This is a genomic window from Microbacterium oleivorans (assembly GCF_001644225.1).
In the GTDB taxonomy this organism is placed as follows: Bacteria; Actinomycetota; Actinomycetes; order Actinomycetales; family Microbacteriaceae; genus Microbacterium; species Microbacterium gawkjiense.
Genome location: NZ_LSTV01000001.1, coordinates 358,849 through 382,111, shown reverse-complemented (window position 1 = coordinate 382,111; position 23,263 = coordinate 358,849). Strand labels below are relative to the sequence as shown.

The window sequence follows — 23,263 nt, the reverse complement described above, 5'->3', positions numbered from 1 at the left end:
TTCGAAAGCGATCATGACCGCCACCCTTCCCACCCCTCCCCCCTCTCCCCCTCGACCCGCGCGACGTCCCGGCTGGTTCGGTGCACTGCTCGTGCGCCTGCACTTCTACGCCGGCATCCTCGTCGGGCCGTTCATCCTCGTCGCCGCGCTCAGCGGCGCGCTCTACGCGATCGCCCCCACGATCGAGCAGGCCGTCTACGCGCGTCAGCTGCACGCACCCGCCACCGACACGCAGCTGACCCTCGGCGAGCAGGTCGATCTCGCCGAGGCGCACGTGGGCGACGCTGCGAGGTTGTCGGCCGTCCGCCCCGCTCCCGAGCCGGGCGACACGACCCGCGTGATGTTCGCGCAGGACGGTCTGGGCGCGAGCGAGTCGCGCGCCGTGTTCATCGATCCCGGCACCGGCGAAATCCGCGGGGACGAGACCGTCTACGGCACGAGCGGATCGCTGCCGCTGCGCACCGCGATCAGCACGTTCCACCGCAACCTCGGGCTCGGTGAACCCGGGCGCCTGTACAGCGAGCTCGCCGCATCGTGGCTTGGCATCGTCGTCGTGGCCGGAGTGATCCTGTGGGTCATCCGCATCCGGAGGGCTCGGACGAAGAAGGACTTCGTGCGCCCCTCGCGCGTGCTCACCGGGTACCGTCGGGCGTTCAGCTGGCACACCTCGGTCGGGATCTGGGTCGCGCTCGGCGCCGTGTTCCTGTCGGCGACGGGCATCACCTGGTCGACGTACGGCGGGCAGAACGTCACCGACCTGCGCGCCGCACTCGACTGGGGCACGCCGGCGGTCTCGACGAGTCTCGGAGGAGGAGGTGCGGCCGGCGACGAGCACGCCGGGCACGGCGCGGCATCCGCCGCTCTCTCCGTCGACCCGCGGACATTCGACGACGTGCTCGCGGCGGCGCAGCGCGTCAACATCGACACCGGACTCGTGCAGATCACACCGCCGCCCGCGCCAGATCAGGCGTGGAAGGTGCAGGAGATCGACCGCGGCTTCCCCGGGCACCTCGACGCCGTCGCGATCGACGGCGCCACGCTGCAGCCGGTCGACCGGGTCGACTTCGCCGACTTCTCCCTGCCGGCCAAGCTCGCCTCGTGGGGCGTGTCGATCCATATGGGCACGATGTTCGGCCTCGCCAACCAGATCGTCATGCTGCTGCTGGCCGTCGGCATCGCCGGCATGGTCGTGCTCGGCTACGTCATGTGGGTGAAGCGCCGCCCGACCAAGACCGCACGGTTCGGGATGCCGCCCCGTCGCGGTGTGCTCGACGGCGCCCCCTGGTGGGGAGTCACCGCCGTGGTCGTCGGCGGGGTGCTGATCGGTCTCGCGCTGCCGCTCGTCGGCTGGACGCTCGCCGCGTTCGTCGTGGTCGACGTCGCAATCGACGCGATGCAACGGCGGCGCGCGGCCGCCGCGTGAGGCGCGGGGTGCGGCACCGGTCACCGGAAGTCCCGCGACCGGTGCTGCACCCCGACCCGCAGGTCCTCGAACGCGTCGGCGACGAGGTTGGTGACGCCCTCAGGTGAGCGCTCGAGCATGCCGCGCGCGATGAGGGCGGGACTGTCGCGCAGGATGCGGCGGTACCTGTTCCACACCCCGACCGAGCAGATCACGTTCATGACGCCGTGCTCATCCTCGAGGTTCAGGAACGTGATGCCGGATGCCGTCGCCGGCCTTTGACGGTGCGTCACCAGACCCGCGACCTCGATGCGCCGCCCGACCTCGTGCTCGCGCATGCCGCGTGAGGTGATCACCCCGCGCGCGTCGAGCTGCGACCGGTAGTGCGTCAGCGGGTGGTCGTCGGCCGACACCCCCGTCGCCCACAGGTCCGCGGCGAGCACGTCGTAGCTCGACTGGTCGGGGAACAGCGGCGGCTGCACCGAGACGAGCGAGCCCTCGAGGAACTCCTGCCGGTCCTGCGCGGCATCCCCCGCCAACCAGATGCCCTCGCGGCGCGTGATCCCGAGGCTCTCGAACGCGCCCGCCGTCGCGAGCGCCTCGAGCTGCGCCGCCGTCGCGCCGGTGCGACGCACGAGGTCGCGCAGGTCCCGGTACGGACCGGATGCCTCGCGTTCCGCCACGATCTTCGTCGCCAGCGGCACGCCGATGCCCGTGATCGAGGCGAGCCCCAGCCGCACCGCGAAGTTCCCGTCCCGCCGATGCGCCGCGGACTCGTCCGGCAGCGACCGGTCGAACTCCGGCACCGGCGGCTGGATGCGGTCGGTGCACGAGTCCCGGCCTGTCGGCGGGCGGCGGTGCCCGGCATCCGCCCCGGCGCCTTCGGCCCTTGCACCCCCGGCATCCCGCCCTTCGGCATCCCGCCCTTCCGCATCCCCACCTTCCAGCGGAGATCTGCGCTCCCGAGGAGGAATCCCGCCCGAAACGTCCTCGGCACGGCCGATCTCCGCGGCAAGGCCGATCCCCGCGCGACGGCCGATCTCCTCGGCACGGCCGACCTCCGCGGCAAGGCCGACCTCCGCCCCAGCCTCGCCCCCGTCCACTGGCTCGAGCCCCGCGTCCACCCCGGACGCGTGCAGGTCCGGACGGCGCACCTCCACCCCGTGCCGGCGGGCGTCGGCGGTGAGGGTCGCGGGCGAGTAGAAGCCCATCGGCTGCGCGCGAAGCAACGCGGCGAGGAACGCCGCCGGATAGTGCAGCTTCAGCCACGACGACGCGTACACGAGCAGCCCGAACGACAGCGAGTGACTCTCGGCGAAACCGAAGTTCGCGAACGCCTGGATCTTCACGTAGATGTCGTCGGCGGCCTTGCCGGTCAGGCCGTTGCGTGCCATCCCCTCGTACAGCTTCTTCTTCAGCGAGTCGATCCGCTCGATCCCGCGCTTCGACCCCATCGCGCGGCGCAGCAGGTCGGCATCCTCCCCCGACAGATCACCGACGGCCATGCCCATCTGCATGAGCTGCTCCTGGAACACCGGGATGCCGAGCGTCCGCTCCAGCACCGGCTTGAGCTTCGGGTGCGCGTAGGTGATCGGCTCGTCGCCGAGCTTGCGCCGCACGAACGGATGCACCGCGCCACCCTGGATCGGACCCGGACGGATGAGCGCGATCTCGACCACGAGGTCGTAGAACTTCCGCGGCTGCAGGCGGGGCAGCAGTCCCATCTGCGCACGCGACTCGACCTGGAACACTCCGATCGAGTCCGCCCGGCACAGCATGTCGTAGACCGCCGCCTCCTCCTTCGGCATGGAGTCGAGGTCCCACTGCTCCCCCGTCGCGACCTCGATCATGTCGAAGCAGTACTGCAAGGCGGCAAGCATCCCGAGCCCCAGCAGGTCGAACTTCACGAGCCCCATCCACGCGGCGTCGTCCTTGTCCCACTGGATGACGGTGCGGTTCTCCATGCGCGCGTGCTCGATCGGGACGACCTCGCCGACCGGACGATCGGTCAGCACCATGCCGCCGGAGTGGATGCCGAGGTGCCGCGGCGCTTTCAACAGCTCACCCGCATACTCGACCACCCGCTCCGGGATGTCGTGGTCGGGCGGGGTGTCGAGCACCGCCCCCCAGCGCTCGACCTGCTTCGACCAGGCATCCTGCTGCCCCGGAGAGTGCCCGAGCGCCTTCGCCATGTCGCGGACGGCGTTCTTCGGCCGGTACTGGATGACGTTCGCGACCTGCGCCGCCCGCTCGCGCCCGTACGTCTCGTAGACCCACTGGATGATCTCCTCGCGCCGGTCCGAGTCGAAGTCGACGTCGATGTCGGGCTCCTCGTCGCGCAGCGCCGACAGGAACCGCTCGAACGGCAGGTCGTAGAAGATCGAGTCGATCGCCGTGATGTCGAGCAGGTAGCAGACGGCACTGTTCGCGGCGGACCCCCGTCCCTGACACAGGATGCCGCGGCGCCGCGCCTCTTGCACGATGCCGTGCACGATGAGGAAGTAGCCCGGGAAGTCCTTCTGCTCGATGACCCCGAGCTCCTTCTCGATGCGCGCGCGGTTCGCGTCGGTGGCATCCGGGTACTTGCGGGGAACCGCCTCCCACACGAGGTGCCGCAGCCACGTCATCGGCGTGTGCCCCTCGGGGACCTGCATCTTCGGGAGTGCGGGCTTCGCGCGGCGCAGCGGGAAGGCGAGCTCGTCGGCGAGCACGACGGTGCGCTCGATAGCCCCCGGGTACCGCCGGAACCGCCGCGCCATCTCGGCGCCCGACCGCAGGTGCGCGCTCGCATGCGAGGGCAGCCAGCCGTCGAGCTCGTCGAGTCCGCGGTTCGCCCGCACCGCCGCAACCGCCGCGGCGAGGTGCACCTTGTCGGGCACGGCGTAGTGCACGTTGTTCGTCGCGACGACCGGCAGCCCGCGCTCGGCGGCGATGGCGGCGAGCACGTCGTTGTCGCGCGAGTCCGTCGGCGCGCCCTGGTCGATGAGCTCGACGTCGACCCGCTCGGGCCCGAACAGGTCGACGAGCCGGTCGAGCTCGTACGCCGCGGCGGCCGGGCCGTCGGCGGCGAGCGCCTGCCGGACGGCGCCCTTGCGGCATCCGGTCAACACCTGCCAGTGCCCGCCCGCCCGGTCGGCGAGGTCGTGCAGGTCGTACACCGGGCGCCCCTTCTCACCCCCCGACAGCTGCGCGTGCGTGATGGCGGCGGCGAGTCGGTGGTAGCCCTCCTCGCCGCGCGCGAGCACCAGCAGGTGCGTGCCGTGCGGATCGGGTTCGCCGTTCTGCGGACCGGGCAGTCCCAGCGACAGCTCGGCCCCGAAGACGGTCTGCAGCTGCAGGTGCTCGGCCGCCTCGGCGAAGCGGACGATGCCGTAGAACCCGTCGTGGTCGGTGATCGCGAGGGCGTGCAGACCGAGGCGTTCCGCCTCTTCGACGAGGTCCTCGGGTGAGGACGCCCCGTCGAGGAACGAGAACGACGAGTGCGCGTGCAGCTCGGCGTACGGCACGGCATTCCGCGGCCGCTCGATCTCGGGCGCACGGTACTTGCCGCGCTTGTGCGACCACGCCGGACTGTCGCCACCGTCGGTGCCCGCCGGCGCACCCTCGGGACGGCGCCGGTCGCTGAGGATCCGCTCCATCTCCGACCACGAGACCGACGGGTTGTTGCCCCAGCCCATCAGTCGTACCTGCCCTCGGCGTGCCAGACACCCTCTTCGCACACGAGCAGCCAGGCCGTCTGCGCCTCGTCGACGATCTGGAACCGGTGCGCGCGACGGGCGCGGGCGGCATCCCACCCCCGCTCCATGACGGGCCACGGTCCCGCCCACGACGCGATGCGACGCGGATGCCGGGGCCTGCGTGCCCCCGACGCGTCCGGCGCTCCGGGGAGGATGAGTGCGACCGGTTCGGCCGTCAGCTCGCCGCGGCCGTCGACGGCGACCATGTCGTCGTCGCGGTCGATGACGGCGACCGGCACCGGCTCGGGGAACACCGTCGCCGGCAGCGGGTCGGGCAGGCTCCCCGGCCACGGCCGAGCCCGCTCGGCGATCACGGCACGGTCCCCCCACGGCACGAGCACCTGCCGCTCGGCGAGCCAGCGCCCACCGCCGACCTGCGGGGTGACCACCCCGGTGTGCCCGAGCATCGCCTGCACGCGCGAGAGCGCCGAGTGCACGCGCTCCTCGGGACCCGAGCCGAACAGCCCCTTCACGTGATGGGATGCCGCATCCACCTTCTCGGGCGCGATCCGCACCTTCGCGACGGCGCTCTTGAGCCCCCGCTCGGCGAGCTGCCAGCGCACCCGGTCGACGACGGCCGCCGCATCGAACGCCCCCGGATGCAGCCACACCCGCTCGCTGTGGTCGCCGCGGTCGCCCGTCAGCGCGACCCGCAGCTCCGTGCAGACCAGGTCGACGGCGCCGAGCCCCGAGATGAACTGCTCCGCGGCGAGCCGGATGCCGAACGCGACCTGGTCGGCGATCTCGAGCGGCGGCTCGAAGCTCACCTCGCGCTCGAGCTCGGGCGGCGGCGTGCGCGGCTGCACCGGCTGCGAATCGAGCCCCGACGCGAGCGCATGCAACCGCGCCCCACGGGGACCGAGCCGTTCGACGAGCCGCTGCGGCGGCAGCGCGGCGAGCTGACCGAGGGTGTGGATGCCGAGACGCGCGAACAGGCTCGCGATGCCCTCGTCCTCGAGCGCGGTCACCGGCAACGGCGACAGGAACCCCGCCGCGCCGCCCGGCGGCACGATCCGCAGCGGCGCGTCGGCGCCGGTCGCCCGCGCCGCCTGCTCCGCCGTGAACGGACCGTCGCCCACCCCCGCCCGCACGTCGAGCACGCCGAGCTCGGCGAGCGCGCCGGTCAGTGCGGTCGCCGCGCCCGCCTCGCCGCCGTAGAAGCGGGCCGGACCCTTCACCCGCAGCGCGCACAGCCCCGGCTCGCGCAGCTGCACACCCGGGGCGATCTCCTCGAGCCGCGCGATGAGCGGCGCGAACGTGCGATGGTCGCGCGCCTCGTCGGCGTCGACGACCTGCAGCTGCGGGCACCGCGCCTGCGCGTCGCGGCGCCGCATCCCCCGCCGCACCCCGTCGCCGCGCGCAGCGGGCGACGTCGCCGCGACGGTCCCCTTCGCGAAGACGGCGATCGGCTGCGCGGCGTCGGCGAGGCCCTCGCGGGCGAGCGCGACGACCGGCCAGTCCGGCACCCACACGACGAGGCTGCGGACCGGCTCGGTGCCGGTGTCGACGAGCGCGGGATCCATCAGCTCACCGCCCGCATCGGCAGGTCGACCACGGGAGCGACGGGCTGCGCGCGCACCGCGATCGCCCCGTCGGGGGCGGGCAGCAGCATCCGCGACGACCGCGGCACCGGAAAGCGGCGGCTCGTCACCGTGACGGTCAGTTCGCGCCCCTCGAGCACGCCGTACCCGTCGCCGAGGCCCGACCACCGCGCATCCGTCACGTCGATCATCGCCTCGGTCTGCGGCCACGGACCCTGCACGAGCAGCACCACGCCGCGCTCGCGCATGCGGGCCGCGAGCCGCGAGATCTCGGCATCCTTCGCTCTGCTCGGCGGTCGCACTGCGACGACCGGCAGCACGTCGGCGATCGTCGCCGTCACCGCGAGCCAGCGCGGCCCCGGCTCGGGGATCAGCACGAGGTGCGAGAGGTCGACCCCCGCTTTCTCGGCTGCCTCGGCGCCGAACCCCGGCATCCCGACGACTCCGCACCAGCTGCCGGTCTGCGACGGCTGCGCGAGCAGGCCGAACAGCAGCGACATCGATCCGCCGATCGCGTACGACGAACCGGGGCGCAGTCCCCCGCCCGGCAGCAGCTCGGCCAGGGCAGGATGGGTGGGAAGGGGCGGCGCATCGAGCTTGCGCCCCTGGATCTCTGCCATCTGCGCACGCAGCCGCTGCACCTCTTGGGCAGTGGCGGTGTTGCGCACGATGGATCTCACCTCGACATGGTAGAAGCTTTGTTCGAGTGACTCAAGCGGTCGAGTTCGAAGATACGCTCGGCCTCCGACATCGCTCCCACCCCGGCCTCATACCTCGCGGACGCTGACCTCCGGCCGCAGGTCCATCCGTCGCAGCAGTTGCGCGTTGAGCGCGACGACGACCGTGGACAGCGACATGAGGATCGCGCCGACCGACATCGGCAGCACGAACCCGACCGGTGCCAGTACGCCCGCCGCGAGCGGCACCGACAGCAGGTTGTACCCGGCCGCCCACCACAGGTTCTGCTGCATCTTGCGGTACGACCGGCGCGACAGCGCGATCACCGAGACGACACTGCGCGGATCGGATCCCGCCAGCACGACACCCGCCGAGGCGATCGCGACGTCGGTGCCCGCTCCGATCGCGATCCCGACATCCGCGCGGGCCAGCGCCGGTGCGTCGTTGACCCCGTCCCCGACCATCGCGACCGTGCGCCCTTCCGCCTGCAGGGCGGCGACCGCATCGGACTTGTCCTCGGGGCGCACCTGCGCGAACACCCGGTCGATCCCGAGCTCGTCCCCGACCGACCGCGCGACGGCCTCGGCGTCGCCGGTGATCATGACCACCTGCACGCCCATCCGATGCAGCGTGTCGACGGCCTCCCGCGACTCGGGCCGCACCTCGTCCGCGAGCTTCAGTCCGCCCACGACCGCGCCGTCCCGGACGACGTGCAGGATGATCGCCCCGTCCGCGCACCACGCCTCGGCGGCATCCACCTCGCTCGCCCCGATCTCCTCGAGCAGGCGCGGGCCGCCGACCCGCACCGACGCACCCTCAACGGATGCCGTGACCCCCACCGCGGGCGACGACGAGAACCCCGTCGCCCTCGGCACGCTCAGCCCGCGCTCCGCCGCGGCGCGGACGATCGCGCGCGCCAGCGGGTGCTCGCTGTCGGCCTCCGCCGCGGCGGCCAGCGCGAGCACCTCGTCGGCCTCGTTCACCCGAGCGGATGCCGCGACCTCCGCGACGACCGGCTCGCCCTTCGTGAGGGTGCCGGTCTTGTCGAACAGCACCGTGTCGACGGTCCGCATCGCCTCGAGGGCGAGACGGTCGGTCACGAGCACCCCGCCGCGGGCCGCGCGCTCGGTCGCGATGGACACGACGAGCGGGATCGCGAGACCGAGCGCGTGCGGGCAGGCGATGACGAGGACGGTGATCGTCCGCACGACGGCCTCGTCCGGCATCCCGATCAGGGTCCAGACGAGCGCCGTCACGACGGCGGCACCGAGCGCGAACCAGAACAGCAGCGCCGCCGCGCGGTCGGCGATGCGCTGCGCCCGCGACGACGAATTCTGCGCGTCACTGACGAGGCGACGGATGCCGGCCAGCGCCGTGTCGTCCCCGGTCGCCGTGACCTCGACGCGCAGTCCGGAGTCAGTCGCGACAGTGCCGGCGGTGACGGAGTCGCCCGCGCCGCGCGCGACGGGACGGGACTCGCCCGTGATCATCGACTCGTCCATCTCGGCGCGCCCGTCGACCACACGACCGTCGGCGGGAACGCTGCCGCCGGGCCGCACGACGACCACGTCGCCGACCCGCAGCTCGCCGGGCGCGACGGTCACGACCGCATCGCCCTCGACGCGCTCCGCTTCGTCGGGCAGGAGCGCGGCCAGCGAGTCGAGCGCCGAGCTCGTCTGCGCGATCGATCGCATCTCGATCCAGTGCCCGAGCAGCATGATGACGATGAGGAGCGCGAGCTCCCACCAGAACTCGAGTTCGTGGTGCAGGATGCCGAGGCTCGCCCCCCACGACGCGAGGAACGCCACGGTGATCGCGAGGGCGATGAGGAGCATCATGCCGGGCGAACGGCGTCGCAGCTCGGCGACCGCGCCGGTCAGGAACGGCCGGCCGCCCCACACGAACATCACGGTTCCGAGGACGGGGGCGACCCACCGCATCCACCCCGGCACCTCGTACCCGAGGATCATCGCGAACATCGGCGAGGCCGCAACCACCGGGACCGCGATCAGGAGGTTGATCCAGAACAGCCGCCGGAACTGCCCGACGTGGTCACCGTGCCCGCCGTGCATGTCATGGCCCTGATGCCCGGAGTGGACATCGTGGCCCGCGCGCATATCGTGCTCCGCGTGCATGTCGCTCCTCTCGCTTATACCCCATAGGGGTATATACGGCCCAACGCGAGCCGTCCACGAGTATTCCGGCCGAACCGCCTACGCGGCGAGCGCCAGGTACGGCTCCCACGCGGGATCGGTGCGCTCGGTCCCCCGCACGCGCCAGCCGGCGCCGCGCGGGGCCGACGGCGTCCAGCGCAGCTCCCAGTGCATCTCCTGGGGCGTCCGGTCGCCCTTCACGTTGTTGCACCGCAGGCACGCGGCGACGAGGTTCTCCCACGAGTCCGCTCCCCCGCGCGACCGCGGCAGCACGTGGTCGATCGTCGTCGCGCTCTTGCCGCAGTAGGCGCACCGGTTGCCGTCGCGCCGCAACACCCCGCGGCGCGTGACGGGCACGCGACGCCCGGCGGGGATCCGCACGTAGCGGGTCAGCACGATGACGGCGGGGCGGTCGTACACGTCACGGGTGCCCCAGACGGGGTCCTCCTCGACGCGCTCGATGATGGTGGCCTTCTCCGTCATGACGAGCACGAGCGCTCGTTTGAAGGAGACGACGGCCAGGGGTTCGTAACCTGCGTTCAGCACCAGGGTGCGCATGGGGTGTCCTCTCGAACTGCCGTGACGGCTTCAGCGGCCTTCCGTTGCGTCGACGCGGCACGGGTCGAGAGGGGTGCGGGCACGAAAAAAGGCGCTGTCATGATGACAGCGCCTTCATCGCACGACCGACGTCGTGGCAATCGTGCACACGATGCCGCAGCACATGCCGACCTAGCGCATTCCGGTTGCGAATGCGGGGTTGGATGTCCATGCGGCTCCCCTCGGCTCGAACGAGCGTCGGGGTCAGGGTAATACACCCAGGGATGCCCGAGGGCGAACAGCAGACGAACGGATGCCGTGTGTCGTCAGCCCGCGTTGGCCTGCAGCCAGGACTCGGCGTTCGTGTATCCGCCGTTCACGCGGATCTCGAGGTGCAGGTGGGTGCCGTTGGCGCGGCCGGTGTCGCCGACCTGACCGATCAGCTGCCCGGCCGAGACCTTCTCACCGACCGAGACGCGACGCGTGCCCCAGTCCATGTGCGCGTAGAGCGAGGTGACGCTCGTGCCGCCGATGTTGTGGGCGATCTTCACGTACACACCCCACCCCGGTCCGGACTCGGACGAGGCGACCACGGTGCCGTCGGCGACCGCGTAGATCGGCTCACCGCGACCGACCATGTAGTCGGTTCCCTTGTGACCGGCGTACGGACGGCCGAAGTTGTTGAAGTGCGCGAGCGGGCGACGGACGGTACCCGATCCCGGCGCGACGAGCGGCACCGACGACGAGAAGCTCGACGACGATGAGCTCGAGTTGGAGCTCGAACGCGCGGCGCTTGCTGCCGCGAGGCGCGCGGCGAGAGCCGCCTTGGCAGCCTCTTCGGCCGCCTTCTTCGCCTTGGCGGCCGCGATCTCCTCGGGCGTCGTGGCGGAGTACCCGCCGCGCTCGAGCGTCTCGGGGCTGCCCTCCGAGGCGACGACGAGCGACTGCGCGTCGTCGGCGGAGACCTGCTGCAGCGTACGCGCCTCGGCGACGTCGCCGCGGTCGGCCGCCGCGAAAGCGGGGATGGCCACCGTTGCGACCATCCCGGCGACGGCGGCGACGGTGACGAAGCTGCGGACGGGATGCGGGCGGGTGGCGGTCGAACGGGTCGCGGGCGCTTTCGCAGCGACGCGGCGGCTCAGACGACCTTTGCGGGGGGCCGTCGACGCCTCAGAAATCTCGTTCGACGGGTGGAACTCTTCAGCCAAGCTGTCCTCCGGCGCCTCCGCATCCCTGCTGGCAGGATGCTGGCTCGTCGGCACTCAGTGTCGGGCACAGATGTACGGGGCACTTCGCGAATGACGAGCCGGAGAGGCAACTCGCGGAGCGGTCCGTGGCGGGCTTCTCGCCGATGGACTCTCCGAGGCTACCCGAAGGTAACGAATATGTCACGCTCCCGCCCCCGAACCGAGGGCCGGTGACGACGGCTCAGATCTCGCGGACGTCCACGAGGAAGATGTGGGAGGCGACCTCGACGGGCAGCTCGAGGGCCTCGTCGACACCGTCCATCTCGACGAGGACGTACCCCTCGTTGAAGCGGAAGGCGCCCGTGCGTCCGGGGACGACACCCGCGTCGCGCAGCTGCGCGAGCAGTTCGGGATCGACCTGGATCGGCTCCGCCAAACGCCGCACGCTGCCGGTGATCGGGCCACCGGCATCCGTCAGTCGGCGGACCAGACCCACGACACCGCTGTCGAATGCGTTCGCCGGGACGTCGCCCAGCTGGTCGAGTCCCGGGATCGGGTTGCCGTACGGGGACTCGGTCGGGTGATCGAGCAGCTCGATGAGGCGACGCTCGACGAGCTCGCTCATGACGTGCTCCCAGCGGCACGCCTCTTCGTGGACGTAGGCCCAGTCGAGACCGATGACGTCCGAGAGCAGCCGCTCGGCGAGGCGGTGCTTGCGCATGACGTCGACGGCCTTCTGGCGCCCCGGGTCGGTGAGCTCGAGCTTGCGGTCCTCCGACACGACGACGAGACCATCGCGTTCCATGCGCCCGATCGTCTGCGACACCGTCGGACCCGAGTGCCCGAGGCGCTCCGAGATGCGTGCGCGGAGCGGCGTGATGCCCTCCTCCTCGAGCTCGAGGATGGTGCGCAGATACATCTCGGTGGTGTCGATGAGGTCGGTCATCAGTGGCCTTTTCGCGCGGGAGACAGTGCGTTTCCAGCCTATCCGGCATCCGGTCACTGGGCGTCACGCGACCGAGGCCGCCGATGCCCGCGCCCTAGACTTCTCGGCATGGCGACTGTGACCCTGCCCCCCGAGTTCCTGCCCGTCGACGGACGCTTCGGCTGCGGCCCGTCCAAGGTCCGAGCCGAGCAGCTCGAGGCGCTCGTCACGCAGGGTGCGTCGCTGTTCGGGACGTCGCACCGCCAGGCCCCCGTGAAGGACCTCGTCGGCCGCACGCGCTCCGGCCTCGCCGAGCTCCTCCGCCTTCCCGACGGCTACGAGATCATTCTCGGCAACGGCGGCTCGACCGCGTTCTGGGACGCCGCGGCGTTCGGCCTCATCGAGAAGCGCGCGCAAAACCTCGTGTTCGGCGAGTTCGGCGGCAAGTTCGCCGCCGCGGCGGCCGCCCCCTGGCTCGAGGCGCCCGACGTGCGCAAGGCCGAGCCCGGCACGTGCGTCGCCCCCGAGGCGGTCGAGGGTGTCGACGTCTACGCCTGGCCGCACAACGAGACGTCGACGGGTGTCGCAACCGCGATCACCCGCGTGCACGGCGACGACGGCGCCCTGACGGTCGTCGACGCGACGAGCGCCGCCGGCGGCATCGACTTCGACGTCACCGAGACCGACGTCTACTACTTCGCGCCGCAGAAGAACCTCGGCTCCGACGGCGGCCTCTGGTACGCCGCGGTGTCGCCGGCCGCCATCGAGCGGATCGAGCGGGTCGCGGCATCCGGTCGGTACATCCCGGAGTTCCTGAGCCTGAAGAACGCGCTCGACAACTCGCGTCTGCAGCAGACCCTCAACACCCCCGCGATCGCGACCCTGCAGCTCCTGGACACGCAGCTGCAGTGGATCAACGGGAACGGCGGTCTCGCGTGGGCGGGCGCCCGCACGGCGGAGTCGTCGGGTGCGCTGTACGAGTGGGCGGATGCGGCATCCTTCGCGACCCCGTTCGTCCAGAACCCCGCGGACCGCTCCCCCGTCGTCGTCACGATCGACTTCGACGAGTCGGTGGATGCCGCCGCGATCGCGAAGAGCCTGCGCGCCAACGGCATCGTCGACACCGAGCCGTACCGCAAGCTCGGCCGCAACCAGCTGCGCGTCGCGACCTTCGTCTCGATCGAGCCGTCCGATGTGCGGACGCTCATCCAGGCGATCGACTACACGGTCGAGCACCTCGCCGACTGACCCGGTTGTACGACGGCGGCCCCGAGGAGCGATTCCCCGGGGCCGCCGTCGTCTGACAGTGGATGCCGCGCGTCAGTACTCGCGCAGCGACTCCCGCGACTCGTCGTCCTCGTCGTCGCCCTCGTCGACCGACTCGTCGTCATCATCCGGCTCAGCGTCGTCGGCCGTCTGCTCGGCATCGGCGGCGGTGTCGTCGAGCTCGTCGATGTCGACGCCGTCGACGTCTCCGGCGTGCAGGATCGGCGACCCGTCGCTGTCGAAGTCGGCCGCATCGAGGTCGTCGGCGTCCTCCGCGTCGTCCTCGTCCTCATCGGAGGCGTCGTCGTCCTCGTCGTCCTCGGACTCGTCGTCCTCGCCCGCCGCGGCCTGGGCCGCCTGGTACTCGGCCAGACGTTCGGCCCACGGCAGCCACTCGGGAGCGAGCAGCGCGCCGTCGCCGGGAAGCAGCTCGACTTCGAGCACGGTCGGCTCGGCGCCCTCGACGACCGCCACGCTGACGGTCCAGAACCACCCGGGATAGCCGTCCATGCGGTTGGCGAACCGCAGCGAGACGACCCCGCCGTCCTCGACGACGTAACCGGCGGCCTCGCCGATCGTCGACTCCGGAGTCACCTCGCGCAGCGCTGCGCGCGCGAGGTCGTGCGCGTGGAACAGCCGCTCGTCGACGACGATCGGCTCGTCCGGAGCGGACTCCGGCTCCTCGACCGCCGCAGGCTCCGCCGCGTCAGACTGCTCGACCTCGGCGGGCTGCTCCGCCGCTGCGGGCTGCTCCGCCTCCGCGGGCAGCTCCGCCTCTGAAGGCTGCTCAGGCATCGAGGTCATCGGCAACCTTGCGCAGGATCGCCGCGACCTTCTTGCCGTGCGACGTGCTCGGGTAGCGGCCATGACGCAGGTCGCCGCCGATGCCGTCCAGGAGCTTCACGAGGTCCTCGACGATGACGGCCATGTCGTCGGCCTTCGGACGGTTGCGCTTGCTGAGGCTCACGGGTGCGTCGAGCACACGGACCGCGAGCGCCTGCAGGCCGCGGCGGCCGTCGGCGACGCCGAACTCCAGGCGCGTGCCGGGCTTCATCGTGGTGGTCCCGGCGGGGAGCGCCGTCGCGTGCAGGAAGACGTCCTGACCGTCGTCGTCGGTGATGAAGCCGAACCCCTTCGCCTCGTCGTAGAACCTGACCTTGCCGGTGGGCATGTGTCGAAACCTCGCTGCTCGAGCCCGCGTGCGGGCATGGAAAAGTGGGACCGTCTCAGCCCCACGACCAGACTACGGCACCCCGGCGAGCCGCTACTCTGATCGGATGAGCACTCCGCCCTCGGCCGGCGATCTTCCCGTCCGTCGCATCGACCGCATCCTGGCGTTCATGTCCCTCGGGCTGCTGGTGCTCTCGGTCGTCTGCTTCTTCTCGATCATCATCGCCTCCGGCCCGGGCGGCCTCGAGCAGGCCGACTTCGCGACCGGGTTCTGGCCTGTCGTGACGCTGATCGTCTATATCGCGCCGCCGATCGCCTTCGCGCTGCTGCTGACCCTGCTGATCATGACCTTCGTGCGACGGGGACGGGCCAACAAGGGTCGTTGACGTGACCGCATCCGACGCTCGTGCTCTCGCGACCCGCCTCGCGACACTCGATCCGGACGCCCTCGCCGCCCTCTTCGACGCCCGCCACGTCTCCCCCCGCACCTCCTGGACCGACTTCTTCGACGCCGCTGACGCCCTGCTCGATCCCGCGCAGCTGACCCGTGCACTGGCGGAGGTGTCCGACGTCGACGCCGCCGCCCTGCGCGCGGCCGTGCGAAACGGCGTGGCTGTCTCCCCCGCCGTCCGGGACGGCCTGGTGGGCCGCGCGCTCGTCGACGACGCCGGACGCCCCTATGAGGCGGTCGCGACGGCGCTCGGCTCGGCGACCCCCGTCACCGCCCCGACGGTCTTCGACGGCGGAGCGGAATCGGATGCCGCGAGTGCCGAGCGCGCCTTCGACGCCGTCGCCTCGCTCGCCGACATCCTGCACGCCGCCTCGCGCAGCCCGCTCGGACGCATCGGTTCGGGGGCGCTCAGCGCCGGCGACCGCCGCCGCCTCGTCGAAATCGGAGCCGCGCACACGTCGGAGGATGCCGACACCCTCGTCGCGATCGCGGCGCACGCGGGACTGCTGTCGGGCTCGGAGCGGACCTGGACGGTCTCCGACGCGGGGACGCGGTGGCTCGGAACGCGCACCCTCGAGCGCTGGCTCGACGTCGCCCAGCGTCTGCGCGACCGACTCCCCCGCGCGCTCCGCACGCCCGACGGCGGATGGCGACCCGCCGCCGAGTGGCCCGGTGCTCATCCGTTCGACCCGGCGTGGCCCGATCGCGTCAGCCACCTCGCCGCCATGCTCACGCAGTGGGCCATGACCGCCCCCGACGGCACGCCGCCCACCTGGGCGGCGGGACTCGCTGCCGGAGCGGATGCCGACGCCAGCACCCTGCGCTCCCTCCTCCCCCACGAGGTCGACAAGGTCTACCTCCAGAACGACCTGACGGCGATCGCCCCTGGTCCGCTCGAGCCCCGACTCGACCAGCGCCTGCGGACGACGGCGCGGCGCGAATCGCGTGCGCAGGCGGCGACGTACCGGTTCACGGCCGAGACCATCGGCGCCGCCTTCGCCGCCGGCGAGACCGCGGCATCCCTCACCGCCTTCCTCACCGACCTGTCGCTCACGGGCGTGCCGCAGCCGCTGGCCTACGAGATCGAGCGCGCCGCCGCGCGGTACGGCCGTCTGCGCGTCGGACCGGACTGGCAGGGGTACACGCGGGTCTCGGGCGATCCGGACCTCCTCGAGGCGATCAACGTGGACCAGGCGCTGCGTCCGCTCGGACTCGTGCTCGACGGCGACGACCTCGTCACACGCACGAGCCCCGAGACGACCTACTGGATGCTCGCGGACGCTCGCTATCCCGTGCTCGCCGTGGACGCCGACGGCGCGCCGCGCGCGCTCGGCCGGCACGAGGCGGTCGAGGACGCCGCACCCGAACCCCCGGCATCCGAGCGGTACCGCACCCTCATCGAGACGCTCCGGGCGAGTCTGTCGGACGACGCGGATGCCGCCTGGCTCGAACGCGAGCTCGACCAGGCCGTCCGCACCCGCGCGACGATCGAGATCACGGTGCGCATGCCGGACGGTTCCTCGCGCGACGTGACGCTCGAGGCGGCGGGTCTCGGCGGCGGACGGCTGCGCGGCCGCGACCGCGCCGCCGACGTCGAACGCACCCTCCCGCTGTCGAGCATCGTGAGCGTGCGCCCGGCCTGACCGGTCCCGAAGCGTCGCACATGGTCGTTTCGGCGCCGACACCGCGACCATCTGCGACGCCTCGACGCACTGTGGCCGGTCGGGCCGGGGCGACCGGCGGGGCCGGTAGACTCGTCCGTTATGGCTGACGGCCCCCTCATCGTCCAGAGCGACCGCACCGTGCTGCTCGAAGTGGCGCATCCCGACGCGGAGAACGCGCGGCACGAACTCGCGATCTTCGCCGAGCTCGAACGCGCCCCCGAGCACATCCACACCTACCGCGTGACGCGGCTGGGCCTGTGGAACGCCCGCGCCGCAGGCCACGACGCCGAGGACATGCTGGCGACCCTCGAGCGGTGGGCGAAGTTCCCCGTGCCGCCGTCGGTCTCCATCGACATCCGCGAGACGGTCGGCCGCTACGGGCGCCTGGTCATCGAGCGCGACGACGAGGGCACCCTCATCCTGCGCTCGACCGACAAGGCGGTGCTCGCCGAGATCGCGCGCAACCGCCGCATCCAACCGCTCCTCATCGCCCACCCGACGCCCGACACCTACGTCATCGACGCGTGGGCCCGCGGTCAGATCAAGCAGGAACTGCTGAAGATCGGCTGGCCGGCCGAGGACCACGCCGGCTTCACCCCGGGCACCCCGCACGAGATCGAGCTGCACGAGGACGGCTGGACCCTGCGCCCCTACCAGCGCAAAGCCGTCGACATCTTCAGCGAGGGCGGCTCGGGTGTCGTCGTACTCCCCTGCGGCGCGGGCAAGACGCTCGTCGGCGCCGCGGCGATGGCCGACACGAAGACGACGACCCTCATCCTCGTGACGAACACCGTCAGCGCCCGGCAGTGGCGCGACGAGCTGCTCAAGCGCACCTCGCTCACCCCCGAGGAGATCGGCGAGTACTCCGGCCAGTCGAAGGAGGTCAAGCCCGTCACGATCGCGACGTACCAGATCCTGACGGCGAAGCGGAAGGGCGAGTACGCCCACCTCGCGCTCCTCGACGCGCTCGACTGGGGTCTCATCGTGTACGACGAGGTGCACCTGCTTCCCGCCCCCGTGTTCAAGCTGACCGCCGACCTGCAGGCACGGCGGCGACTCGGCCTCACCGCGACACTGGTGCGCGAGGACGGCCGCGAGGGCGACGTGTTCAGCCTCATCGGGCCCAAGCGGTTCGACGCCCCGTGGAAGGAGATCGAGGCGCAGGGCTTCATCTCGCCCGCGGTCTGCTACGAGGTGCGCATCGACCTGCCGGCATCCGATCGCCTCGAGTACGCGGCCTCCGCCGACGACGAGCGGTACCGCCTCGCGGCGACCGCGCACGCCAAGATCGACGTCGTCCGCGACCTCGTCGCCAAGCACCAGGGCGAGCAGATCCTCGTCATCGGGCAGTACCTCGACCAGATCGACGTGCTCTCGGAGGAGCTCGGCGCTCCGAAGATCACCGGCTCGACGCCCGTCGACGAGCGCGAAGAGCTGTTCGACGCGTTCCGGCACGCCCGCATCCCGGTGCTCGTGGTCTCAAAGGTCGCGAACTTCTCGATCGACCTGCCGGATGCCTCGGTCGCGATCCAGGTGTCGGGTTCGTTCGGGTCGCGCCAGGAGGAGGCGCAGCGCCTCGGGCGCCTCCTGCGTCCGAAGACGAACGGGCACAAGGCGAGCTTCTACACGCTCATCGCCCGCGACACCGTCGACCAGGACTTCGCGCAGAACCGCCAGCGGTTCCTCGCCGAGCAGGGCTACAGCTACACGATCCTCGACGCCGACGACCTCCGCGCCGCCTGAGCGACGCGGAGGTTCGGCGTCAGTCCGACGACGAGGACGACCCGGATGCCCCGCCGTCGCCCGACGGGCCGCTGGTGTCCGACGACGAGCCCCCGTCCGAGGCGGTCGGCGTCGGGTCCGGGCTCGGCGCGGAGTCAGGGGCGGGGGCGGGCGCGTACTCGCCCCATCGCGGAGCCTGGTGAGGCTCGAGCGGCGGCCCGGAGTACGGCTCGGCCGGCGGCGTCGGCTGCGGCTCGGGGACGAGGGGCGGCCGCCCGTACACGGGAGGCTGGCCGTACACAGGCGGCTGCCCGTACACCGGCGGCTGACCGTATACCGGCTGCTGCCCATTCATCGGCGGCTGGCCGTACACAGGCGGCTGGCCATACACCGGCTGCTGCCCATACATCGGCGGCTGGCCGTACACAGGCTGCTGTCCGTAGATCGGCTGCCCGTAGACCGGCGGAGCGTAGACGGGCTCGGGTGCGGGTGTCAGACGCAGCGTGCGGCGACCGTCGCCGCGGCGCCACAGCCACTCCACGACCCCGACGTAGATGCCGATCATCACGAGTGACGACACCAGGCCGAGCACGGTCGTGTCGGTCGCGTTCGCGTCGCTGAGACCGAAGACCGAGAACCCGAACGCGACGATGTTGTTGATCACGTGCAGCGCGATGGCCGCCTCGAGTCCCCCGGTCCGCCAGGTCAGCCAGCCCGCCGCGATGGCGAACGCGGCCACGCTCGTCTGCCCCAGCACGTCGTACACGTGCCCGAGGACGAACAGCGGCACGGGCAGGAGGATCGCCCAGGCAGGATGCCGCAGCCAGCGCCCGACCGTCTGCATGAGGTAGCCGCGGAAGACGTATTCCTCGGCGGTCGCCTGGAACGGGACGAGCAGCAGCACGACCAGGAGCGACGCGACGAACGACGGGTTGTCCTGCGGCGCGACCAGGTCACCGCTCGAGCCCTCCTCGACGGGGATCAGGAAGGTCAGCGCCGACACCACGATGTAGACCACGACGGCGGCACCGGTGCACACCAGCATCCATCGCCACCGCAGCCGACCCGCGACCGACGAGATGTGGCCGATCCGCTTGCCCGCGACGATCCACGAGGCGAAGAGGTACGACGGCCAGAGGATGGCGAGCGAGAGGAGGATGACCGCGAGCCCCACCGGATCGGTGACGTCCATGACGGTGAGCCGCCTCAGCATCACCTCGGCACCGGCGCCGGGGTCCGCGGCGAACACGAGGATCCCGAAGACCAGCCCGATCAGGAGCGAGCCGACGAGGAAGAAGACGACACCGAGGATGCCGGTGACGAGCGGCACCCACCAGCCGCGGCGCTGTCGCGCGAAGACGAGCCGGTGGAACGCGAGACCGGAACCGGTCGCGTCGGCGGGAAGGGGCTGGGGAGGTCGGGGCTGCGGAACAGTCACCGTTCCATCCTGTCCCACGCCGGGCGGGGATCGTACCCTGAGGCGACCCGACGCCGGAATGTCCAGCAAACCGATGGATTCCGGTGCCAGTATGGGCTCATGACCGCTGCGCGAATCCTCGTCGTCGACGACGAGCCGAACATCCGGGACCTGCTGGTCACGAGTCTTCGGTTCGCCGGATACCAGGTCCGCGCCGTCGCGAACGGCGCCCAGACCATCTCGGCCGTCCTCGAGGAAGAACCCGACCTCATCATCCTCGACGTCATGCTGCCCGACATGAACGGGTTCAGCGTCACCAAGCGCCTCCGCGGCGCGGGCTACACCGCCCCCATCCTCTTCCTCACCGCGAAGGATGCGACCGAGGACAAGATCGAGGGCCTCAACTCCGGCGGCGACGACTACGTCACCAAGCCCTTCAGCCTCGACGAGATCGTCGCCCGCATCCAGGCGATCCTGCGCCGCACGATGCAGGCCGACGAGGACTCGATCATCAAGGCCGGCGAGATCACGATGGACCAGGACACGCACGACGTCCAGGTCGGCGACGTCTCGATCGACCTGTCCCCCACCGAGTTCAAGCTGCTGCGCTACCTGATGCTCAACCCGAACCGGGTGCTGAGCAAGGCGCAGATCCTCGACCACGTGTGGGAGTACGACTTCAACGGCGACGCCGGCATCGTCGAGAGCTACATCTCCTACCTGCGCCGCAAGATCGACCCGCACTCCTCCGAGCCGCTCATCCAGACCAAACGCGGCTTCGGATACATGCTGAAGGCCGACCGCACCGCCTGAACGGAGGCGCCCCCTGGGCCCGACCGAGAAGCAGGACCGCGTCACCCGATGGTGGCGCGGCCTCAGCCTGCGCGCGAAGGTCACCGGCGTCACCGTCAGCGTCCTCGCCTTCGGCATGATCGGCGCCGGCGTCGGCACCATGATCTTCCTGCGCAACGCGCAGCTGAACGCGGTCGACCAGTCGCTCACCCAGACGGTCACGACCGACATCGCAAGCAACCTCATGAACGTCGACCTCGACGACGGCGAGGCGACCTTCACCCCGATCGCGGCGGCGCCGACCGACTTCTCCGTCGCCGTCTACAGCGGCAAGGGCGACGGGCGCCTCCTCGCCGTCGCGGGCGGTGACTCCTCGCTCTCCCCGCCGCAGTTCCCCTCGACGTTCTCCCTCGATCAGACCGTCCTCAACGGGACGGCGCCCTTCGACCTCGCCTCGGCCGACGGCACCGTCCGCTACCGCGCCAGCGTCGACACCCTGCCGATCCCCGGCTCCCGGGACTACTACACGCAGCTGGTGGCGCTGCCCCTGAACGACGTCAACCGCACCGTCGCCAACTACATCGGCATCTACACGGCGCTCGCCCTCTTCACGATCCTCTGCAGCGCGGTCCTCACCCGCGGCCTCGTCACCCTCGCGTTCCGCGGTCTCGGGCAGGTCGAATCGACCGCCATGACGATCGCGAAGGGCGACTTCAGTCAGCGCATGAGCGACATCGCTCCCGGCACCGAGGTCGGGCGCCTGAAGACCGCGATAAACGTCATGCTCGACCGCATCGACGAGGCCCTCGGCGAGCGGGACTCCACGGTTGAGCGGATGCGGCGCTTCATCGGCGATGCGAGCCACGAACTGCGGACCCCGCTCGTGACCGTCCGCGGATACGCCGAGCTCTATCGGATGGGCGCCATCCAGAACCCGGAGCAGACGGCGCAGGCCATGGAACGCATTGAGAAGGAGGCGATCCGGATGGGGGCCCTCGTGGAGGACCTCCTCGCCCTCGCGCGTCTCGACGAGCAGCGCGACATCGCCGTGGTCCCGGTCGACCTCCGGCCCATCGCCCGCGACGCCGCCCTCGACGCCCGCGCGGCGGCGCCCGATCGCGAGGTCACCTTCACCGGGCAGGCGCCGAGCTCGGCGATCCCCCTCGCCATGCTCACCGAGCCCGACCCGGCATCGCCCAAGCGCCGCGGCGGACCGATCGCCGGCGCCGGACGACTGCTGCGCCGGCGGGGCCGAGCGGATGCCCCGCCCCCCGCACTGGAGACGTCGCCGATCGTCGTGCCCGTCGTCCCCGCCACCCCGGCGCCGATCGTGCTCGGCGACGAGAACCGCATCCGGCAGGTCGTGGCGAACCTCCTCGGCAACGCGCGCCGCTACACCCCCGAGGGCTCGCCGATCGAGCTCTCCGTCGGCGCGGACCTCGAGACCGCGCGCGGCTGGATCGCGGTCGCCGATCACGGTGAGGGCATCCCGGAGCAGATCCGCGCCAAGATCTTCCAGCGCTTCTGGCGCGCGGACTCCTCGCGCACCCGCGAGACCGGCGGGTCGGGGCTCGGACTGTCGATCGTCGCGTCGATCGTGGCGACCCTGCAGGGCACGATCGAGGTGACCGACACCCCCGGCGGCGGCGCGACGTTCACGGTGTGGCTGCCGCTCGCGGTCGACCGGGCGACGGCCGGCGCCGCACTCGATCTCGCGACCCAGCCGCTGCCGCGCGCCCCGCGACAGGATGCCTGACACCTCCTCCCCAGGCACACGTCCTTCGCCGGCGTCCCCAGGGCCGCGGCCTGCTCGCGGATCGCTCCTGCCCCGCTCCTAGCGTGGCGGCATCCGATCGAAAGGAACCGTGATGTCCACCTTCACCGTCGACAGTGACGCCGTCCTCGCCGCCACCAGCACGATCCGTGCCACGGGCGACCGTGTCCAGTCCGAGACCACCGCGATGCTCGGGCACCTGACCCAGCTGCAGGGGTCGTGGACCGGGAGCGCGTCGGTCGCCTTCCAATCCGTCGTCGAGCGCTGGCGCGCAGCGCAACGCGAACTGGATGCCGCGCTCGCCGACATCAGCACGGCGCTCGGCGCGGTCGGTCAGCAGTACGCGCAGACCGAGATGGCCGCGGCCGGCATGTTCCGCTGACCGTCGGCGGACGACGAAGGGCCCCTCCCGGAGGAGGGGCCCTTCGTGCTGACGAGACGTCTCCCGCCCGTCAGGACGCGTCCTCGTCTTCCTCCGCGTTGAAGTGGGACGCGGTGTCGCTGTGCCCGGCGGCGACGCCGTCCGGATCGGCGGGGATGGTGCCGTCCTTGCCGAGACCTCCGGGCTTCTCGGTCCCGTCGCTGTCCGAACCGTTCCGCGGGGGCGCGTCGTCGGCGTGGGCGGCGGAGTCATCGTGGTCTGTCATGGGAACCTCCTCGAATCGACGTGACGGCCCGTGCGACGCTGCGCGATGACGACCACCACTGCTGCGTGCTCGACGCCTGGACCCAGACTCGTCCGCTTCGACTGAGAAGGATGCTCCCTTGACTTCTGCACGAGACTCTGCGGAAGCCTGGGCCGTAGCCGGACGACGAAGGGCCCCTCCCGGAGGAGGGGCCCTTCGTG

At 71.4% G+C, this 23,263-nt stretch carries 19 protein-coding genes; 8 read left to right on the top strand and 11 right to left on the bottom strand.

What is annotated here, in order from left to right:
* Positions 1-13 precede the first annotated feature (13 nt).
* Positions 14-1,423 (top strand): PepSY-associated TM helix domain-containing protein, encoded by a 1,410-nt coding sequence (locus tag AYL44_RS01755; protein ID WP_157532555.1) that lies wholly within the window; start codon positions 14-16, stop codon positions 1,421-1,423.
* Between the two features lie 20 nt (positions 1,424-1,443).
* On the opposite strand, the gene AYL44_RS01750 is transcribed toward AYL44_RS01755, so the two are convergent.
* The 7 genes from AYL44_RS01750 to AYL44_RS01720 form a co-directional block, all read right to left on the bottom strand.
* Positions 1,444-5,079, bottom strand: coding sequence for an error-prone DNA polymerase (locus tag AYL44_RS01750; protein WP_064001543.1), 3,636 nt, complete (start codon positions 5,077-5,079; stop codon positions 1,444-1,446).
* Entirely contained in the window at positions 5,079-6,662 is a 1,584-nt protein-coding gene (locus tag AYL44_RS01745) for a DNA polymerase Y family protein (protein WP_064001542.1), read from the bottom strand. Before AYL44_RS01745 ends, AYL44_RS01750 begins: the two co-directional genes overlap by 1 nt.
* Positions 6,662-7,348 carry a hypothetical protein gene (locus AYL44_RS01740; protein WP_064002422.1) on the bottom strand — a complete coding sequence of 229 codons (687 nt, stop codon included), beginning with the start codon at positions 7,346-7,348 and terminating at the stop codon, positions 6,662-6,664. Before AYL44_RS01740 ends, AYL44_RS01745 begins: the two co-directional genes overlap by 1 nt.
* Before the next feature lie 99 nt (positions 7,349-7,447).
* Positions 7,448-9,493, bottom strand: coding sequence for a heavy metal translocating P-type ATPase (locus AYL44_RS01735; RefSeq protein WP_064001541.1), 2,046 nt, complete (start codon positions 9,491-9,493; stop codon positions 7,448-7,450).
* Between the two features lie 78 nt (positions 9,494-9,571).
* On the bottom strand, positions 9,572-10,069 hold the full coding sequence (locus tag AYL44_RS01730) for an HNH endonuclease (RefSeq protein ID WP_064001540.1): 498 nt from the start codon (positions 10,067-10,069) through the stop codon (positions 9,572-9,574).
* A gap of 305 nt (positions 10,070-10,374) precedes the next feature.
* Positions 10,375-11,256 (bottom strand): M23 family metallopeptidase, encoded by an 882-nt coding sequence (locus AYL44_RS01725; protein WP_064001539.1) that lies wholly within the window; start codon positions 11,254-11,256, stop codon positions 10,375-10,377.
* A 220-nt stretch (positions 11,257-11,476) separates the two neighbouring features.
* Positions 11,477-12,181, bottom strand: coding sequence for a metal-dependent transcriptional regulator (locus tag AYL44_RS01720; protein WP_064001538.1), 705 nt, complete (start codon positions 12,179-12,181; stop codon positions 11,477-11,479).
* 108 nt (positions 12,182-12,289) lie between these two features.
* Between AYL44_RS01720 and serC the strand changes: the two genes are divergently transcribed.
* A complete protein-coding gene (gene serC / locus AYL44_RS01715; protein WP_064001537.1) occupies positions 12,290-13,408 on the top strand; it encodes a phosphoserine transaminase in 1,119 nt (372 codons plus the stop codon).
* A gap of 72 nt (positions 13,409-13,480) precedes the next feature.
* On the opposite strand, the gene AYL44_RS01710 is transcribed toward serC, so the two are convergent.
* The gene (locus AYL44_RS01710; RefSeq protein ID WP_231872692.1) at positions 13,481-14,230 is read right to left on the bottom strand and encodes a DUF3027 domain-containing protein; all 750 of its coding nucleotides are present in this window, start codon (positions 14,228-14,230) and stop codon (positions 13,481-13,483) included.
* Positions 14,214-14,597, bottom strand: coding sequence for a cold-shock protein (locus tag AYL44_RS01705; RefSeq protein WP_064001536.1), 384 nt, complete (start codon positions 14,595-14,597; stop codon positions 14,214-14,216). The genes AYL44_RS01710 and AYL44_RS01705 overlap by 17 nt, the downstream gene beginning before the upstream one ends.
* A 106-nt stretch (positions 14,598-14,703) precedes the next feature.
* On the opposite strand from AYL44_RS01705, the gene AYL44_RS01700 reads away from it, so the two are divergent.
* The 3 genes from AYL44_RS01700 (at position 14,704) to AYL44_RS01690 (ending at position 18,454) form a co-directional block, all read left to right on the top strand.
* On the top strand, positions 14,704-14,982 hold the full coding sequence (locus AYL44_RS01700; RefSeq protein WP_064001535.1) for a hypothetical protein: 279 nt from the start codon (positions 14,704-14,706) through the stop codon (positions 14,980-14,982).
* Position 14,983: 1 nt separating this feature from the next.
* Positions 14,984-16,690, top strand: coding sequence for a helicase-associated domain-containing protein (locus tag AYL44_RS01695; RefSeq protein WP_064001534.1), 1,707 nt, complete (start codon positions 14,984-14,986; stop codon positions 16,688-16,690).
* A 120-nt stretch (positions 16,691-16,810) separates the two neighbouring features.
* Complete coding sequence (locus AYL44_RS01690) at positions 16,811-18,454, top strand: DNA repair helicase XPB (protein WP_064001533.1); 1,644 nt, start codon at positions 16,811-16,813, stop codon at positions 18,452-18,454.
* A 19-nt stretch (positions 18,455-18,473) separates the two neighbouring features.
* Here the strand turns inward: AYL44_RS01690 and AYL44_RS01685 are convergent, their stop codons facing one another.
* Positions 18,474-19,871 carry a CPBP family intramembrane glutamic endopeptidase gene (locus AYL44_RS01685; RefSeq protein ID WP_064001532.1) on the bottom strand — a complete coding sequence of 466 codons (1,398 nt, stop codon included), beginning with the start codon at positions 19,869-19,871 and terminating at the stop codon, positions 18,474-18,476.
* Positions 19,872-19,970: 99 nt separating this feature from the next.
* Between AYL44_RS01685 and AYL44_RS01680 the strand changes: the two genes are divergently transcribed.
* The 3 genes from AYL44_RS01680 to AYL44_RS01670 all read left to right on the top strand — a co-directional run bounded on the left by AYL44_RS01680 (position 19,971) and on the right by AYL44_RS01670 (position 22,798).
* Complete coding sequence (locus tag AYL44_RS01680; protein ID WP_036311868.1) at positions 19,971-20,663, top strand: response regulator transcription factor; 693 nt, start codon at positions 19,971-19,973, stop codon at positions 20,661-20,663.
* 115 nt (positions 20,664-20,778) lie between these two features.
* On the top strand, positions 20,779-22,398 hold the full coding sequence (locus AYL44_RS01675) for a sensor histidine kinase (RefSeq protein ID WP_064001531.1): 1,620 nt from the start codon (positions 20,779-20,781) through the stop codon (positions 22,396-22,398).
* Positions 22,399-22,510: 112 nt separating this feature from the next.
* Positions 22,511-22,798, top strand: coding sequence for a WXG100 family type VII secretion target (locus tag AYL44_RS01670; protein ID WP_064001530.1), 288 nt, complete (start codon positions 22,511-22,513; stop codon positions 22,796-22,798).
* 70 nt (positions 22,799-22,868) lie between these two features.
* Here the strand turns inward: AYL44_RS01670 and AYL44_RS01665 are convergent, their stop codons facing one another.
* Complete coding sequence (locus tag AYL44_RS01665; protein ID WP_064001529.1) at positions 22,869-23,063, bottom strand: hypothetical protein; 195 nt, start codon at positions 23,061-23,063, stop codon at positions 22,869-22,871.
* Between the last annotated feature and the right edge of the window lie 200 nt (positions 23,064-23,263).